We start from the raw sequence: 16,078 nt of genomic DNA on the forward strand, positions 1-16,078 counted from the left end.
CCCCTCTCAGAATTGTTCCAGCGGTCCAATTATTCGTCGTCTTGCTCTATTTCGTACCCTACTTCAGATGCTATTTGGAGACCTTTTGGAGAACCACAGTCTACTTCACTATGTTCAGTGACTTCTCCATTTACATATGAAGTTCTACCGCAGAAACTCCATAACTCTTCACAGAAGGTTACCTCAAAGCCGCATTCAGGGTATTGACCTGAAATATTCATCCATAAGCCGTTAGCAGGTGACCAAGCTGTCTTAAAGCTAAATGATATCTCCATCATTTGATCCTCAGGGTCATTATCTAGTTTATATTGAATGCTCTCTGCCTGCTCGAGTTCGACATCATAAGTCCCCCATTTTGTACCCCAATTTTTATTAGCCCATGTGTACCAATCAGCACACCCATATTTTTGGACTAAGGAATCATACATTTCTCTAGTTAGCGGTAACCCTGTTGTTACCGCACGCGCATTGTTTGCTAAAAGTTCAGCCTGCTTATTTCGAGCTTGTGCGTACTCTTCTTCAGTTACAATGCTTACAGGGGAAACGGTGTTATTAAGCGCTTCTGGCATAGGGAATAGAAGGTTAAAATCTATCGAATCCTTTTCACTATCTGCGACAGTCGTCCTTCTAATAATATCCTTCAGCTGTCCAACTGTCCCTTTGATTACAACTCTGGAATAAATATGATTTGTCATCTGCTAACTCCTTACTAGGTCTTAGTATCCTTTTAATTTTTCCCGTGAGTTGATTGAACAATAGTCAACGTCAAACAAGAAGTTGTATTGAAACAGAAAAGCCCATGGTTCATGAAGCTCCATAGGCTCTGCCTTATGTACAATGTTGTTGAACTGTCAGATTCCATGGAAGGTACGCATCGAGTAGTTCCGGCTGTTGACGAAATGCAATCGCTGGTAACTAAACAGGGACGAATGCTGTTCTCAGCTGGATTGTTCGAGATCACACAGTTCCCGAGTTGCTCCACACCTACTGGGAGGGAAGCTGTTTTCTCGGAGCTTTTACCGTACAGCTTCTGCGTTAGAAATTGTACGCTCTCCTGTAGCCGTTTGTTCTCTTTTTCCAGGTCGCCGATGCGATGCTCTATCTTTTGTAGCTGTCCCAAGGGGCTCATGAGATACCGTTCCCTCACTGTCTTCTATGCCTGTCATTTTACCATAGAATTGTGTACAAACCCCGATTTTACAAGCGTTTTCGGCTCTGTTTTGACCTATATGGAAGGAGTGAAGCCAGCTTTTTGACTACCTTCGGCTGATGAATGGACCGTTCCTCCAGCAACCACCGAAACTCCTGTGGCGTGATCGAGCGTACAGCCTCCGCATCCATGGGCCACTGGTATTGACCGGATTCCAGTCGCTTGTACAACAGGACGAATCCATCGCCTTCCCAGTACAAGGCTTTCATTCGATCCCGCTTGCGACCACAGAACAGAAACAAATGACCCACTCCTTTCCAATTGAAGTGGTCTTTATTCAAAGGTAATCTCTCTTGGCGATTCAGTTAAGCCATTTGGATATAAAGTTGCCCTATTCGAACGCTGCGATGCCGAGTGTTCTTACGACCGCTGTTGTCTCCGAAATGCTTGAACTAGATATCAGTGGGGCATTCCGAACCCATGAACTAGAAGGAATGCTTCACCTTATGTCGAAGACTTTTAGATGAAAATTAGAGTTCTTCCAGCAGGGCGTCAGCCGATTTGAATTATAAACGATCCGAGAGGGTATAACCGATGAACTTTCAATTCCTTTTTAATGAATATCTGAATCAAAAATTCAACAGAGGACTGCCATCCATTCAAACGGACAGCTTCGAATACGCCCCTCTAGAGGAAGGCGGTGCAGAGTTATTGTTGGCGGGGCATGAAAATGAATGGTTCGTAGAGTGGGCAGATGAATTGCAGCCGAGGGATCCCAATTACACTCCAAATCCGGACTGGAAGCCAGTGCTGTCGGAGGTTTTTGAACATCTGGATGTATACGATGAGCTGATATTATATTATCTGTTATTTACCATTAACTCGACAACATCGGTTGTTAAGATCAATGCGTACAATGCCATGAATGACTTTATGAAACATTATTGTTTCTTTCAGTTAGCCCAATTGACGGACACCACCAGACTGGGCAAGGAACAGAAACATCAGCTCAGAGACTTTTTCTTCTTTTTCTATCTGTACGCCCACCCGGTTAATGAAGAGACCCTCTACTCTTTTTCATTTCGCGGACAGGAATTGGTTCATACCAAAACCGGCATAAATATCGAACATTACTTTACTACATTTCACAATTACTACAGCCAGAATCATGACAAATATAGAAGTGAATTATGTATAGCCCCACATGAGATACAGAACTGCAGAAATCTCACGATGGAACTGTTAAGGACAATCGAAGGCAAGTCAGTAAGACTGGTAATGCCTCCAGAAGAAGGTCTAGAAGATATGCTGCGGCTGATTAATAACGCCGATGATTTGATCCAAATGTATTCGGAGAAGAAAACCGCGTTATTCGGCATCATGGGAGAGTTCCTCGCTAGTCCTCACTCTAACCCTTACCGTGATCACATCTTTAGTACCCTGCTGCAGAATTATGTTACCTATATTCTTTATTTTAAGTTTGATGAGATTCACGATTTGGTTGATTACTTCAAAAGCACCCCATCCCGGTGCAGAATCATCCTCAATAAAATTTTTGCGGATACCATCTTCATTCAGAAGATCCTGAGACAGAACCATATCGATATTACCGGGTATCCAGATATCATTGAATTCTTCGACGAGGAGGCTCAGAGGATCTATTTGTAATCTAGAACCACTCCCCCGACCTCCTATCATACAGTTCAAAACAGCAAATTTAAGGCCACCTCCAGGGTGGCTTTGAAGCTAAAAAAAGCCCCTAATCCGGGGCGCAAAATTAAATCGTTTCAGTAACGGTTTGTGCCTGATCATCCAGCTTCTGAGCAAATTGACCGATGCTGCTGAAGTCTTCCATAGTTATACGAATTTGCTGCTGGCCTTCCATGATGGAATCCTGAATACGGACAATACCGTCTGAAATCTCGGATATTTCCTTCGTAATGCCGCTAATAGTCCCCTGAACTTTGCCGATTGATTCCGATACTTCATTAGACAGCTTGCGCACCTCAGCAGCTACTATGTTAAACCCTTCGCCATGCGGACCCGCATGGGCTGCCTCAATGGCAGCATTCAAGGCGAGCAGTTGGGTCTGGGATGCAATATCGCGGATGGTCTGTACAATTCCCTGAATCGACTTGGTCTGCGCCTGCAGTTCCTTAAGAGTCCGTGTATTGTTTGCTGAAATCTCCCCAATCCGGTCCACATTTGTCAGCAGTTCCTGACTGCGGGTAATTCCCAGCTCTGCCCGCTGGGTTAAGGACCGGGAAGTTGTCTCCAGTTCTTTTACCACTTCAGTCAGACTGAAATGTCGTCCGGTAATATCAACCGCAATTTTGGAAACTCCGATAACCTCGGATTCCTGCTCATCATATACCGGCATGTAAGTGGCTTCAAGCCACACCCGCCCACCACGGGAATTTCTCCGTTCAACCTTATCCTGAAAGCTGTGTCCCGACAACAGGGCTTCCCAGAACTGCTCATACTCAGGTGAGCTGACAAAGGAATCAAAACATAAATCCCGATGATTCATGTTCAGTAAATCCTCTGGGGAATATCCCATCGTCCGGGCAAATACCTCGTTAACATAGGCTACCTTCCGGTCAATGCCAAAACGGATCATTGCCAGATTCCGCTCCATCGCTTTGACGACCAATTCGTCCGTTACTGGTTGCATGTTCATAATTGAGCTTTCGACCTCCACTATTAAATCACACGGCGCATGAGTACAACCTCCAGCACTGATCCTATCAGTCTAACAACTTCATCTATACAATAAATATACATTTTGTTACAAGCGTATATAGATACCTGCTATATACGAAGGTCGTTTCAGCCTACATGCGCCTCTCGATGCAATTCAATATATTTCATCAGCTCCGCGATGCCCTTGAATTGTGCTTCTAATCTACCGTTTAGTCTCTGGATGGCATACTGAAAGGACTGGTCTATTTTCGAAAAAGACTGGGTTTCCAAGTCGTGCAGAAGGTCTTTCAAATTTTCAATGTAATAAATTGATTTTCGCAGACTGCTAATCACTAGAATCTTCCGCAGCTCGGTTACCGTGAACGACCTGTATCCGTTTTGTTTGTCCCTTTCCGAGGTAATGAGCCCCTCCTTCTCCCAATGCCGAATGGCAGATGTGTTCACTCCAGCAATTTCAGCGACCCTCCCGATCGTCATCGAATTTGATAATTTTATATTGCGGTATTGGACGAAATCGGCATTTCTGACCATGCTCAATATTTCCTCAACCCGCTCTTTCTCTTCCTGGATCAGATACAGCTGGTGGTTTACGAGCCAGAGTGCCCCGGAAACGTCCGCCTCCTTGATTCGCCTCATGACCTCATAAACCACAGGTATCTCGAATCCCATTAATAACGACCGAATGGTGATAAAAGCCTGAAGGTGAACCCGCGTATACAATCTATGATTTCCTTCCGATCTCGACACATCAGGAAGCAATCCCTGATCTTCATATCGTCTTAACGTGGTAGTGCTTACGTTCAGCCCGCTGGCAATTTGCGCAGGTGTGTATGTATCTGGCAATTTTCCCACATCCCATGATTAAAGTGAAACCTTAAAGTGCTGCGTTAATATAGAAACCTCAAATCTATAGTATCACTGATACTCCCCCTGCGAAAAACCGGAATATTGCATGAATGTTGTACGCTTGAAATATAACGATCTGGGAGTGATAAATAGTGAAAATAGTGACTGTGACGAAGAATGTAATCTTGAACGACGGGTCCAAGCTGGAAGTTGGCTTAACCGGAGTTCCTGGTGACAGGGTCATCATGCTGCCCATAGTCAAAAAGTCTGTTTTCGGCCAAAAAGCGGAGAATTTGAAATTGTGGGGGGTAGATCCTGAGCTGGGAAAACACTTTGTCGAAGGCCTATCCGATACATTTCAGGTTTTGTTTTTTGATTATGAGGGCTATCTGTTCGAACACCCTAAGCCGGATCAGCTTACCGCCGAGAACGTTGCGTCGGATTTCTTATACATCGCAGATGCGATGAACGTTAATACATTCAGCTATTATGGCTACTCCTGGTTGGCGCTAGCAGGCCTGCAGCTCGCTATCCGCACGGACCGGCTGGACAGTCTAATTATGGGAGGATTCCCTCCCTACCGTGGACCGTATCAGGAAATGTTGACCGTAACCACCAAATCTCATGAGCAAGCATTAAATCAGATCTATAATGGGTCCCAGTCAGAAGAAGCTTGTATTAATCCCGAAGAAGTGGATTGGTATAACGTGCAGGTACAAATGGACCCCAATCAGACCAAGCAGTTCCTGACCTTGTATCAGAGCTTAATGGACTTCGATGACACCCTCGTCCAGGACAAGCTGGTCTTCCCTAAGCTTGCGTTCGCTGGGGAGAAGGATACAATTATGTATGGAGAGAACTTCGGGAATGTCACCGTAGACATCGCAGGGTTATTGAACAAGCACAAGGAAGCATTAGAGCACTTTGGCTGGGATATTAGAATTCTAAAGGGAGAAATGGACCACACAAAGGCCATGCAGCCCGAAGCAGTTCTCCCCTTGATCAAACCTTGGCTGGTGGGAAAATTATTGGGCTAGCCCTGGTTACGGGCGCACTGTATTTGTGTCTACCTCATTGGAATTCCGCCGCATAGGCCGATGACGAAGGTAGTAGATTAGGATGGCTAGGCTCGCGGACAAGAAGACGATCTGCATCAGGGTGCGGGGAAATAGAGCACTTTCTGGTTTCACCGCGAGGCCGGAGAGGGCGTAGTGAACATTTGCAGGGAACATGATGATCAGCAGAAGTGATAGTCCTCCGGCTGCCCAAGGCACTGTCGGCCGCCACAGCACACCTAAAGCCCCCGCCAGCTCCAGCACTCCGGTAAGCGTCACAAGGAATCCGGGATAGGGCAGGTAAGGCGGCACCATGCTGATGAGCTCTTCGCGCATCCACACAAAATGAACCGTGCCCGTCAACATGAACATGGCAGCTACACCGCCCCGAAGCGCCACAGGCCAAGGCCTCAGACGTTTTACCCCCGCAGCACCCGCAATGAGAAGGGCTGCTGTAATCCCGATAAGAACAATTAGCGGTTCCATTCGTCTTGTTACCTCCTCCGTTATGAATTGATTTTAGAGAGCATGCACCATTTAGAAACCCTTCATCACCATCAAATAAAGGATCACGATGGGCAGTAAAGTAGCGGCGGTGCCGTAAATAGCCCAGCTGCGGGAAGCACGGCGGTATACTGGAGAGATCATGCCCTTCTCTACACAATCAGCACTAATTCGGATCATTTTACGCTGCAGCGGGATGAGAATGACCAGCCAGATGAATCCGGTCACCGCGAGTAAAATCAAGGACACGGTAAGCCAGTTGATTCCGATGAGAGAGACACCTGATTCACCCGCCATTACACTGCCCGAGGCAATGATCAGCACGAGACCCGGAATGGTAAAAGCATAATCAGCCATCATGACATTCTTGGCCGCATAGTGGATAACCAGCGGTTCCCCCGTCAGATCAGCGCGGGTCTTCCAGAATGCCGCTGTAATGATATTTCCAGCCATCAATAACACCCCAATCAGGTGCAGGATTAGCCACACATTCATATTCCTTCACCTCTCCCTGCACTGCCTTGATTTAAAATGCCGCTTATAAACTCCGATAAATCCTGAGCTTTAAAAATGGCCCGGGCCTGCGGAATGCTTGAGCGGATTCTTAATCCAAGGGTCATCAGCGTGAACATATCCGCCGTTCTCTCCGCTTGGACTGTTTCAGGGATTACTCCATGCTTCTGCCCCGATTCAATCCACATCCTGGATAAATATACAGACCGGTCATAATACTGCTTGAGTGCTTCCGCAACCATAGGATCTTCTTCTTTGCCAAGCAGGTACAGCAGAACTTGATTCGTTGCGTCATCCGGATTCTCGTAAGCCATGATGCTCTCTTTAATCTTCTGCATCGGAGCGTCAAAAGTCCGGCGTCCTTGATCAATCTCATTCATAAAGCTATCGTTGGTTTCTTCAAGGCGCTCCTGCAGCACCCAAACGAAAATCTCATTTTTACTCTTAACATAGTGAAAAATTGCCCCCTTGGACAGCCCGGACCTATCCACAATGTCCTGCATCCGGATAGAATGGCAGCCCATTTCCTTTATTAATTCCTTGGTTGTATCCATCAGCCGTCTAATCGTCTGCTGCCTGCGCTCCTCTTGTTTCAACCTCGTCACCCCTCGCTCGTTGGATTAAATTCTATAGCTTCATTATAAATACCGACCATCGGTTTGTAAATAGTGACCCGCCTTATATTTAAACCCGGCACATGTGCCGGGTTTCTACGTTTCATTTATGTGCTATGGAGTTATCCTTCATTCATCAGCACGGCGTTCAGCCGGTCAAGGTTCTGCTCATTGGCTTCGGCGCACATCTTCTTCGATTGCTCGAAATCGGCAGCGTCCATAAATAGCTGGCGGAACGTCATTCTTGTCCGGCCGTTGTCCAGCTCCTCGAAGATGGCCGTCAGCTGAAATTCATGACCGGGCAAATGCCGGATCACAATACGCTCGGGCGGCACGATCTCCTCAAACCTATTATGGTTCGCATAGTCTGTCCCATCAGGTCCGTGCATCGTAAGCCGCCACGTGCCGCCCGGCCTCAAGTCGAACTCGTGAAATGTATTGCTGAAGCCGTTCGGCCCCCACCAACGAGCCAGCTGGTCAGGGTCCGTCCAGGCTTCAAAGACCCGCTCACGTGGATAATCGAACTCGCGCGAAGAGATAAGCTCATTGTTACCTATGATAGCCGCCATTTAAAGATACCCCCTTAGAGTGTTTTGCCTAATGCATCAAGCATCTCGTTCGTGCCATGCTCGCGTATTTCCGGTGTATCGTGCCCGTCGAAGAACGCCCCCTGCTCGGTGAAAACCAGCTTCGTGCCGCTCTGCACCGGGATTAGCTCAATGGTTGTAAGGGAAGCGGAGATTCGCGTCTCATCCGAATCCAAGGTGTAGCTATAGACGATGCGCTGCTCCGGCACAATCTCCTGGTAGCAAGCGTCAAAGGTAAAGACCGGTCCCTCAGGTGGACCCCCGCGGCTGTATTCACGTCCTCCAACCCGGAAGTCAAGAATATCGGGCTTGGAGAACCACTTGGCTTTGGCAGCCGGATCGGCCCAAGCTTGGTATACTGCTGCAAGCGATGCCGCGTAGGTGCGCTCCACTACAAATGTGGCGTGTTTAACAAATCGTTCAGTCACGTTTCGTCCTCCTTAAATTCCAACTCTTCCTGTGCCTTGATCAGAAATTCTCCCAGCGCGCCCAGATGGCGTTCCCAGCTCATCTGGCGCTCAATAACCAGCTTGTCATGACTCTTCCTCATCGCTTGTAGGAGCTCAGTGAAGTCTTGAGCGGTGAGTTGATCTTGTCCCTGCATCGACTTGGATACATACTGAAGTTGTTCCAGGAGCTTTTGCTGCTGATGGATTTGTTCCTTGATCCGGGCGATCTGCAGGTTGACGATCTCAAGCGGGCTGATCTGGTCGCCATTCAGAACAGACTTAATCTCATCAAGGGATAAGCCCAGCTCCTTCAACGATAATATCTGCTGCAGGCGCGACAAATCGGATTCATTGTACAGCCTGTGACCGCCTTCCGTCTGCCCGGACGGGGAGAACAGACCGATCTGATCGTAGAATCGCAAAGTTCGCACGGTGAGCCCTGTCAATTTGGCAAGGTCGCCCACCTTCCAGTGTTGTTTCATAAGGAACTCCTTCGTTAGCGCTAACTATTTACCGGTAGCATAAGTATAAAAGATGACGTTACGTAAGGTACAAGTAGATTTTTTAATTAGCCAGATGTTTTATGAAGTGCGCCGTTTGGAGAACCGGCTCATTGCTATTCCGTTCGCCAGACTCTTAAATAAAAAAAGGCTCGAAAAGTCCTTAATTCAGACTTATCAAGCCCTCAGCTTTATGCCTTCTTAACATATTCCGATTTCAATTGCATGGCTCCAAAGCCATCAATTTTACAATCAATGTTATGATCTCCCTCAACCAATCTTATATTTTTTACTTTTGTTCCGATTTTCAAGACGGAGGAACTTCCTTTAACTTTGAGATCTTTTACCACGGTTACAGAATCACCGTCGTTTAGAGCATTTCCATTTGCATCTTTAACAATCTGTTTCTCCTCCCTATATTCAGCTTCTTCTAAGTCCGGTCTCCACTCATGGGCACATTCGGGGCAGATCAATTGATTTCCATCTTCATAGGTATAAACGGAATTACACTTTGGACAATTTGGCAAACTGGACATGTATAGATGCTCTCCCTTGGGTCTTTTATGTATTTGCTAGCTTTCATAATAACATAACGAAGCCATAATAACGTAAATTCCTAAATAACGCATATGCCAAGCAATCTGGGCGCTTCCTATACATAAAAAAACAACCGCCCTCGGCTCAAAGGCCGAAAACGGTTGTTGCTTGGAAATATGGGGGACAGCACTCCCCCCATTAGCTGACTTGTTTGAGTTCCCAGATAACTTGTGCCGTCAGCTGGGCTCAATATATCTTTTTTAACAGCTCAATAACTTCATCTAAGGTAAGCCCAAACGATTTGTAGTATGAAGTGTCGCCAGCCATTTGCTTTAGGATCATTTCGTTGCGCAGCCGCAGCTTCTCCTCTGATGAGAATTCGGCTACAAAACACCCTTTACCCGTTATTGTATGGATCAAACCACTGCGTTCGAGTTCCTCCCAGGCCTTCTTCACGGTGATGATGCTCACACGCAGCTCCAAGGCTGCTTGCCGGATTGGCGGCAGGCAATAACCGCTTTCCAACTCACCTTTCAGAATCTGAGCACTAATTTGCTCGAAGAGCTGCTGATAGATCGGTTTTTCAGATGTGCTCGAAATCGCTATGTTCATTATATCTCCACTTTTAGAAATCGTTTAACTGCAATCTGGTTAGCAACCATCGTAAATATTGTAAATATAACGATTCCTGCAATCAAGATAGATGCTTGAAGTCCCATGTTCTCAGCGCCCGCGCCATTAAACAAGTCGTATACGTAAGAATTCTGGATTCCCAGCCACTGCGCAATACCGGCAAAAAGCATAGCAGCCGTAACAGATGCCAGCATCGCCCCACCAAATTTATACGCTGTCTTGTAATACATCGGTATAAAGATCAGATTAAAGATACCCAGCATAACAAAGCAAAGTCCCCAGAAGCCCAAATGGGGCGCGAAAAAGATGTATTTAAAACCCGGATACAAGCGCAGGCTTATCATGCCAAAAATCATGGCAACCACCATGTGCAATAATTCCAGAATAACAACAACGGTCACCCGTGCTTTTACAATATCCCTTTTGGTTACAGGCATCATGGCCGTAAAGAGCAAATCGTTCTGCGCTTTGAAGCCTCCAAACATATTCGGTACGGTTATCCAACAAAAATACAGAATGACAATAAAATATAACCACCCAGGCACAAGCATTAACGCACCCAGCAGAGGCATGAAAAAAAACAGAGGACTTACCCCTAATTTTAAATCCTTCATCACTAAATTATGCATTAGATACTCTCCTTTTTCGCAAAATAAATCATGATTTCCTCAAGGCTCGGTGTGGCTGCTTTAATATCTGAAGACGGATCATAGTCTTGAGCGTGGATCAACCCTGTAAAGCCAAATGAGTTCTTTTTGTAGGAAATCAACTGTTCCTTGACCTGATTCAGCTGACTTTCTGCACCATTCAGTAACCGGTAAGACTCAACAAATTCCTCTTTCTCACAGCTGTTGATAATTTGTCCGTTATCGATAAAGGTAATATAGTCTGCGCACTTCTCCAAGTCAGACGTAATATGCGTAGAGAACAGGATGCTGATCTCGCCATCGACTACAAGGTTCTGGAAAATATCCAGTAATTCATCCCTTGCAATCGGGTCCAGCCCGCTTGTCGGTTCATCCAGGATAATTAGCTTTGAACCATGAGACAAGGCAAGAGCCAGGTTATACTTCACTTTCATTCCCGTTGACAGCTCCGTAATTTTCTTATTCTCATCCAATTTGAATCTTCTCAAATAGCTGTAATAGGTTTCATCATCCCAGTTGGTATAGAACCCCTTAACCACACTGGTCAGCTTCTTTATCTTGCTTCGGCTGTAGAAATCAAAGCCACCAAGTGCGTATCCGATTTCCTGCTTCAATCCGGTTTCGTGCTCGGCAATGTTTCTGCCCAAAATATGCACCTCACCACTATCCGGTTGAATCATATTCAGCATCGACTTGATTGTGGTTGTTTTCCCTGCGCCATTGGCACCGATAAATCCCATAATATAACCCTGTCCCAATTGAAACGATACATCCTTCAACTGAAAAGTAGGGTAGCTCTTATTTAAATTCTTAATGTCTAGTGCCAGCATAAAGGGCCTCCTCATAATTGTGTATATCGTATATGCACAATATAACATCCGAGATGGATTAATTCAAGGCCCTGATAAAATATTAAAAGAGCACCCCTGCCTGATTTACAGGAAAGGATGCTCTTTAAATCAACTTTTACGAAGTGTAACCTTTAACCCTATGCCCCAATGGCGGTTTCTACAGTAGACACCGGTTTTACAAGCGCCTTCTTCTCCCAGGCCCGGCTTCTCCAGCGAAGCAGCATAATGATCCCGCGCAGCCATTCGTCCACTGCAAAAGCGATCCATACGCCAAGCAGCCCGATCTCCAAATGAACGCCCAGGAAATAAGCCAGTGGCACGGAGACACCCCACATCGAGAGCACACCCATCAAGACGGGAAAACGCGCATCCCCAGCGGCGCGCAGCGAATTGATAATGACAATGTTAAAGGTCCGGCCAGGCTCAAGCACGATAGATAGCAGAAAAATCCCCGCCCCGGCGGCAATAATATCAGGGTCCTTCGTGAACATGCCAATCATTTCATGCCGGAATATCGCAGCCGTGCCGACAATGACCAGCGTCAGCACAAAGCTGATCCTGACGCTCTTCATCAGTCTCTGGTATGCCGCCTTCATCTCCCCGGCACCAACCATTTGGCCAACAATGATCTCCGTACCCGCACCGATCGCCATCGCAAGCGCCATGAAGTAGTTCGATACATTCATGACGTAGACATGGGTGTTCAACGCCGTGAGGCCAATCATATTAACAAAGCTCATAATCATGAGGTACTGCGACTGCCAAGAGAGATGCTCGCCCGCAGCCGGCAGGCCAACGCTCATAATCTGCTTCACATAGGAACCGTTCCAGGTCACGTAATCCTTACGGCGAATCGGCGCAGGAATCCGGCGGTACAGGATCACGAACAGAACGACAATGCCAAGCAACCGGCTTACGACCGTTGATATGGCCGCCCCCGTAACGCCCCATTGTGGAAAGCCCAGATTCCCGAAGATGAGCAGATAGTTCCCTGTCATGTGGATCACATTCACACCTAGAGTCACAAACATGACACTTTTGGTATGCCCACTTGACCGGATCACAGACGAAACCGCGTAGGATAGCGCCTCGATCCAGATAAACCCACCAATGATTTTCAAATAATGACTTGCGATTCCAATTTGTTCAGGACTTAGGTTCATCAGCGTGAGAAGAGGCTCTCCAAAGCTGACGAGTACAATGCTGACAATTATCCCAAAGATCAGGTTAATCGTAATAGCCAGCGCCGAAATGCGGCTCGCTTCCTTCTCCCGCCCCGCACCGATATACTGGGACACCGCAACGCTGGTACCGATTCCGACAAATCCGAACATCAGAATGCAGAAGAAAATAATTTCGTTGGCCAGCCCTACCGCCCCCGTCGTCTTGTCGGATATGCGGCTTAACATAAATACGTCCACCGTACCCAGCATCATCCGAAGCACGGAGTCGATGAAGATTGGCCAGGTAACGGCAAAAAGACTAAGTTTTTTCCAAGATGGAATATGATCTGTTATGGTCACGTTGTACATGCTCCTATATACCTATTTCTATTTGCTTACCCTAGTGTAGCTCCTTCAGGTAAATACGTCTATGGCGTAGATAATAATCTGGCTAAGCCAAGACACACACGTATTTACATATCTATAAAAATAGATATAATAGTGGGTATGGAACCTTTACTGATTTATAAAGCTTTGTCTAACGAGATACGTTGTCAAATCATGGAGTGGCTGAAGAATCCGGAGCAATTTTTTGATGAAAAGCTCTACTTGCAGCAAGGACTTAACTTTCGCATTGGCGTATGCGTCGGGGATATACAGGCCAAGGCGGGACTTGCCCAGTCTGTTATCTCAAGCTATTTGGCCACCATGCAAAAAGCTGGTTTATTGGAATCTGAGCGAATCGGTAAATGGACGTACTATCGGCGAAACGAACAGACCATTCAGCAGTTTTCCGAATATGTTCAAAATAAACTATAACCGGGAAGGAGGTTTTTTTTCGCTCTACATATCTAGATTTCTATATATGAATATACATGGAGGATTTTATTTTTGTGACTAAGATTCGCTCTTCACTTATCCTTTTTCTGGCCTTAGGTGTATTTGGTATTATTACAACGGAAATGGGCATCATCGGTGTTCTTCCTCAAGTCACTCAGAAATTCCATATCTCACCCTCGCAGGCCGGGTATCTTGTGAGTATATTTGCTCTGATCGTTGCCCTTTCAGGCCCGTTCCTGACCTTACTCGCTTCCGGCATGAATCGTAAAGTCATTCTATTAGCCGCTGTTCTTATTTTTGCTATCTCTAATATAGTCTATGCGTATACAACCAAGTTTGAAGTCATGCTAGCTTTCCGGGTTATCCCAGCTATTGTACATCCTGTCTTCTTCTCTATTGCTCTTGTGACCGCAGCCAGCCTTGTTCCTCCTGACAAGAGCAGCAAGGCCGTCACTAAGGTGTTTGCCGGAATAACCGTCGGATTCGCCTTTGGCGTGCCGTTAACTTCTTACCTCGCCGAGAAAATTTCACTGGAAGCGGCCTTCCTGTTTGGTGCTGTTGTCAGCATGATTGCCTTCTTGGGCATACTGATCTGGCTGCCTTCCATGCCTGTTAAGGACAAAATGTCCTTCGGAAAGCAGCTCGGTATCTTACGCAGGCCTCAATTATGGTTAACCATCGTGACTGTTGTTATCGTCTTTGCGGCTATGTTCTCTGTATACAGTTATTTTGCCGAGTATCTTGGGCAAGTCACCCATATGAACGGGTCATGGATTAGCATGATGCTGATGGCCTTTGGCATCACCATGATTGCCGGGAACTTTCTATTCGGGAACTTTCTGCACAAGAACATGACAAAAACGATTTTCCTGTTTCCTTTGGTGTATGCGCTCATTTACTTATGCATTTATTATCTCGGCCCTTATTTCCTGCCGATGGTGATCTGCATATTCATTTGGGGGGCTGTGCATTCCGGGGGGCTTATTGTCAGTCAAGCCCTGCTTATGACTGAAGCGAGAGAAGCCCCTGAATTCGGCAACAGCCTGTTTGTCTCCTTTTCCAATGTAGGCATTACGATAGGGACCTCAATCGGCGGCTGGTTTATTTCCCAATTGGGCACCCATCAGCTCATCTGGTGCGGCATTATGTTTGCACTGCTGGCTTGCCTGTTAATCATGGTGAAGATTTTAGGCAAGAGTCGGCAGCTCAGTTAGTTGGGGTATGATGAAACTAGATATGATATTGGCTTTTGAATGCGAAAATCTCATCAACAGCCTGCTTATAGCCGCCCGATTGCTGCAGAGATTCCCTCATCTTTGCGGCGGCCTGCTTGAAAGATGAGTGGCTTAACACATGATCCACCGCACCGCGCAGCTCATTTGCAGTTAAGCTGTGCATTTGTAAGGTCAGGCCCGCTCCAATGCGAGCCACTTGCCCGGCAATCATCGGCTGGTCCGCGCTCTGCGGAAGGACAATGAGCGGTACCCCGTTGTAGAGACCCTCATGGGTACTGTTCATTCCGCCATGGGTAACAAACAATTTAGCGTGCTGTAGGACATGGGTTTGCGGAACGTAGTTTTTTACAATAAAGTTGTTAGGGACTTCCCCCAAATCTGAAATTTGGACATGATTCCCAATCGACATGACAACCGTATGTTCCGTGTTTCCAAGTGCTTCAAAACAAAGATTATAGAAATCTACGGCTTGATTAAAAACCGTACCCAGTGAGATGTAAATGAGGCTGGTCCCCTTGATTGCTGAAAAGTCGAAGCTGTTTTGAGTTAACCGTGAGGAGATAGACGGACCTACGAATTTATAACTCTGGTCGAAGACTGCTCCGTCTGGCTGGAAATCCTTTATTGTATATACGAGGTTAAGTGGTGCTGGATTACAGAACACTTCGTAAGGAGAATAAATCTCTATGCCATAACTCTCCTTCACCTTAGCGGTAAGATTCTGATATTTATCTTGTATGGATTCAACTGCTTCTGAAAGGGCCCCTGTAAAAGACTGCTCCACAATTTGCTCGAATGACACTTGGGTCTGGGCAAAAGAAGTGCACGAATTAACTGCCGGCAGCTTAAGAATCCCCGCAATCAAACGTCCACAACCAAACATGGAGTCATGGATGATGTAATCAAAATGCTCGTCCTTGATCTGTTCAAGCACGCTAGGTATGACGATATCAGCCGTGAGGAGAAGACCGTTAACTCTTTCGAGTAAATATGTTCTTCCGCCTGAGATAAAGGCCTTGATAAATTTCTGATCGTCAAACGTCCGAACCGTAGCCCCTGTCTTCTCAATCTTCTCCCGATAAGCTTCGATGCAGAAGTACACGACCTCTTCTCCACGCGCAACAAGCTCCTGCACAACCCCAATCGTTGGATTGATATGTCCCTCTGACCCTGCATTAATAAATAAAACACGCGCCATTTCTATCACTCCTTAGGATATCGTTATAATCTAGTCTATATGAAATCCCTCCA

20 protein-coding genes are annotated in these 16,078 nt (G+C 46.3%); 4 read left to right on the forward strand and 16 right to left on the reverse strand.

Translation table 11 applies throughout. The features are described from left to right. Positions 1-29: 29 nt before the first annotated feature. Both BN6628_RS23920 and tnpB read right to left on the reverse strand, forming a co-directional pair. Positions 30-695, reverse strand: coding sequence for a DUF1281 family ferredoxin-like fold protein (locus tag BN6628_RS23920; RefSeq protein WP_068621268.1), 666 nt, complete (start codon positions 693-695; stop codon positions 30-32). Positions 696-1,197: 502 nt separating this feature from the next. Next, positions 1,198-1,491: an IS66 family insertion sequence element accessory protein TnpB gene (gene tnpB, locus BN6628_RS23925; RefSeq protein ID WP_082927045.1), complete on the reverse strand. Its 294-nt coding sequence runs from the start codon at positions 1,489-1,491 to the stop codon at positions 1,198-1,200. Between the two features lie 253 nt (positions 1,492-1,744). Between tnpB and BN6628_RS23930 the strand changes: the two genes are divergently transcribed. After that, positions 1,745-2,818, forward strand: a complete 1,074-nt coding sequence (locus tag BN6628_RS23930) for a hypothetical protein (protein WP_068621270.1) — start codon at positions 1,745-1,747, stop codon at positions 2,816-2,818. A gap of 109 nt (positions 2,819-2,927) precedes the next feature. Here the strand turns inward: BN6628_RS23930 and BN6628_RS23935 are convergent, their stop codons facing one another. Both BN6628_RS23935 and BN6628_RS23940 read right to left on the reverse strand, forming a co-directional pair. Beyond that, positions 2,928-3,830 carry a methyl-accepting chemotaxis protein gene (locus BN6628_RS23935; protein ID WP_089153576.1) on the reverse strand — a complete coding sequence of 301 codons (903 nt, stop codon included), beginning with the start codon at positions 3,828-3,830 and terminating at the stop codon, positions 2,928-2,930. Between the two features lie 149 nt (positions 3,831-3,979). Continuing rightward, positions 3,980-4,696 (reverse strand): MerR family DNA-binding transcriptional regulator, encoded by a 717-nt coding sequence (locus tag BN6628_RS23940; protein ID WP_068621272.1) that lies wholly within the window; start codon positions 4,694-4,696, stop codon positions 3,980-3,982. Positions 4,697-4,866: 170 nt separating this feature from the next. Between BN6628_RS23940 and BN6628_RS23945 the strand changes: the two genes are divergently transcribed. Beyond that, positions 4,867-5,736 (forward strand): alpha/beta fold hydrolase, encoded by an 870-nt coding sequence (locus tag BN6628_RS23945; protein WP_068622618.1) that lies wholly within the window; start codon positions 4,867-4,869, stop codon positions 5,734-5,736. Positions 5,737-5,742: 6 nt separating this feature from the next. On the opposite strand, the gene BN6628_RS23950 is transcribed toward BN6628_RS23945, so the two are convergent. From BN6628_RS23950 to BN6628_RS24000, 11 genes are all read right to left on the reverse strand, one after another. Beyond that, entirely contained in the window at positions 5,743-6,240 is a 498-nt protein-coding gene (locus BN6628_RS23950) for a DoxX family protein (RefSeq protein WP_068621274.1), read from the reverse strand. A gap of 51 nt (positions 6,241-6,291) precedes the next feature. Further along, positions 6,292-6,753: a DUF2269 family protein gene (locus BN6628_RS23955; RefSeq protein WP_068621276.1), complete on the reverse strand. Its 462-nt coding sequence runs from the start codon at positions 6,751-6,753 to the stop codon at positions 6,292-6,294. Next, positions 6,750-7,367 carry a TetR/AcrR family transcriptional regulator gene (locus BN6628_RS23960; RefSeq protein ID WP_068621278.1) on the reverse strand — a complete coding sequence of 206 codons (618 nt, stop codon included), beginning with the start codon at positions 7,365-7,367 and terminating at the stop codon, positions 6,750-6,752. Before BN6628_RS23960 ends, BN6628_RS23955 begins: the two co-directional genes overlap by 4 nt. A gap of 140 nt (positions 7,368-7,507) precedes the next feature. Beyond that, positions 7,508-7,954 carry an SRPBCC family protein gene (locus BN6628_RS23965; RefSeq protein WP_068621281.1) on the reverse strand — a complete coding sequence of 149 codons (447 nt, stop codon included), beginning with the start codon at positions 7,952-7,954 and terminating at the stop codon, positions 7,508-7,510. A gap of 14 nt (positions 7,955-7,968) precedes the next feature. Beyond that, the gene (locus tag BN6628_RS23970) at positions 7,969-8,400 is read right to left on the reverse strand and encodes an SRPBCC family protein (RefSeq protein ID WP_068621283.1); all 432 of its coding nucleotides are present in this window, start codon (positions 8,398-8,400) and stop codon (positions 7,969-7,971) included. After that, positions 8,397-8,903: a MerR family transcriptional regulator gene (locus BN6628_RS23975; protein WP_068621285.1), complete on the reverse strand. Its 507-nt coding sequence runs from the start codon at positions 8,901-8,903 to the stop codon at positions 8,397-8,399. The genes BN6628_RS23970 and BN6628_RS23975 overlap by 4 nt, the downstream gene beginning before the upstream one ends. A gap of 209 nt (positions 8,904-9,112) precedes the next feature. Further along, positions 9,113-9,457 carry a zinc ribbon domain-containing protein YjdM gene (locus BN6628_RS23980; protein ID WP_068621287.1) on the reverse strand — a complete coding sequence of 115 codons (345 nt, stop codon included), beginning with the start codon at positions 9,455-9,457 and terminating at the stop codon, positions 9,113-9,115. A 247-nt stretch (positions 9,458-9,704) separates the two neighbouring features. Beyond that, positions 9,705-10,070: a GntR family transcriptional regulator gene (locus BN6628_RS23985; RefSeq protein WP_068621289.1), complete on the reverse strand. Its 366-nt coding sequence runs from the start codon at positions 10,068-10,070 to the stop codon at positions 9,705-9,707. Then, positions 10,070-10,720, reverse strand: coding sequence for an ABC-2 transporter permease (locus BN6628_RS23990; protein WP_068621291.1), 651 nt, complete (start codon positions 10,718-10,720; stop codon positions 10,070-10,072). The genes BN6628_RS23985 and BN6628_RS23990 overlap by 1 nt, the downstream gene beginning before the upstream one ends. Further along, entirely contained in the window at positions 10,720-11,568 is an 849-nt protein-coding gene (locus BN6628_RS23995) for an ABC transporter ATP-binding protein (RefSeq protein ID WP_068621293.1), read from the reverse strand. The genes BN6628_RS23990 and BN6628_RS23995 overlap by 1 nt, the downstream gene beginning before the upstream one ends. A 158-nt stretch (positions 11,569-11,726) precedes the next feature. Beyond that, positions 11,727-13,112, reverse strand: a complete 1,386-nt coding sequence (locus BN6628_RS24000) for an MATE family efflux transporter (RefSeq protein ID WP_082927046.1) — start codon at positions 13,110-13,112, stop codon at positions 11,727-11,729. 147 nt (positions 13,113-13,259) lie between these two features. On the opposite strand from BN6628_RS24000, the gene BN6628_RS24005 reads away from it, so the two are divergent. Together BN6628_RS24005 and BN6628_RS24010 are read left to right on the forward strand one after the other, a co-directional pair. Continuing rightward, positions 13,260-13,571 carry an ArsR/SmtB family transcription factor gene (locus tag BN6628_RS24005; RefSeq protein WP_068622620.1) on the forward strand — a complete coding sequence of 104 codons (312 nt, stop codon included), beginning with the start codon at positions 13,260-13,262 and terminating at the stop codon, positions 13,569-13,571. Positions 13,572-13,645: 74 nt separating this feature from the next. Then, on the forward strand, positions 13,646-14,806 hold the full coding sequence (locus BN6628_RS24010; RefSeq protein ID WP_068621297.1) for an MFS transporter: 1,161 nt from the start codon (positions 13,646-13,648) through the stop codon (positions 14,804-14,806). A gap of 16 nt (positions 14,807-14,822) precedes the next feature. Here BN6628_RS24010 and BN6628_RS24015 read toward each other — a convergent pair whose 3' ends face one another. Next, complete coding sequence (locus BN6628_RS24015) at positions 14,823-16,025, reverse strand: macrolide family glycosyltransferase (RefSeq protein WP_068621299.1); 1,203 nt, start codon at positions 16,023-16,025, stop codon at positions 14,823-14,825. Positions 16,026-16,078: the final 53 nt, after the last annotated feature.

Origin of the sequence: Paenibacillus tuaregi, from assembly GCF_900086655.1 — a bacterium.
Lineage (GTDB): Bacteria > Bacillota > Bacilli > Paenibacillales > Paenibacillaceae > Fontibacillus > Fontibacillus tuaregi.

Bases quoted from the DNA above. Each gene is read 5' to 3' on its own strand.
- BN6628_RS23935 (WP_089153576.1), bottom strand. From the start codon at position 3,830: ATGAACATGCAACCAGTAACGGACGAATTGGTCGTCAAAGCGATGGAG.
- BN6628_RS24005 (WP_068622620.1), top strand. From the start codon at position 13,260: ATGGAACCTTTACTGATTTATAAAGCTTTGTCTAACGAGATACGTTGT.
- BN6628_RS23955 (WP_068621276.1), bottom strand. From the start codon at position 6,753: ATGAATGTGTGGCTAATCCTGCACCTGATTGGGGTGTTATTGATGGCT.
- BN6628_RS23985 (WP_068621289.1), bottom strand. From the start codon at position 10,070: ATGAACATAGCGATTTCGAGCACATCTGAAAAACCGATCTATCAGCAG.
- BN6628_RS23920 (WP_068621268.1), bottom strand. From the start codon at position 695: ATGACAAATCATATTTATTCCAGAGTTGTAATCAAAGGGACAGTTGGA.
- BN6628_RS23975 (WP_068621285.1), bottom strand. From the start codon at position 8,903: ATGAAACAACACTGGAAGGTGGGCGACCTTGCCAAATTGACAGGGCTC.
- BN6628_RS24015 (WP_068621299.1), bottom strand. From the start codon at position 16,025: ATGGCGCGTGTTTTATTTATTAATGCAGGGTCAGAGGGACATATCAAT.
- BN6628_RS23965 (WP_068621281.1), bottom strand. From the start codon at position 7,954: ATGGCGGCTATCATAGGTAACAATGAGCTTATCTCTTCGCGCGAGTTC.
- BN6628_RS23950 (WP_068621274.1), bottom strand. From the start codon at position 6,240: ATGGAACCGCTAATTGTTCTTATCGGGATTACAGCAGCCCTTCTCATT.
- BN6628_RS23990 (WP_068621291.1), bottom strand. From the start codon at position 10,720: ATGCATAATTTAGTGATGAAGGATTTAAAATTAGGGGTAAGTCCTCTG.
- BN6628_RS23995 (WP_068621293.1), bottom strand. From the start codon at position 11,568: ATGCTGGCACTAGACATTAAGAATTTAAATAAGAGCTACCCTACTTTT.
- BN6628_RS23980 (WP_068621287.1), bottom strand. From the start codon at position 9,457: ATGTCCAGTTTGCCAAATTGTCCAAAGTGTAATTCCGTTTATACCTAT.
- BN6628_RS23930 (WP_068621270.1), top strand. From the start codon at position 1,745: ATGAACTTTCAATTCCTTTTTAATGAATATCTGAATCAAAAATTCAAC.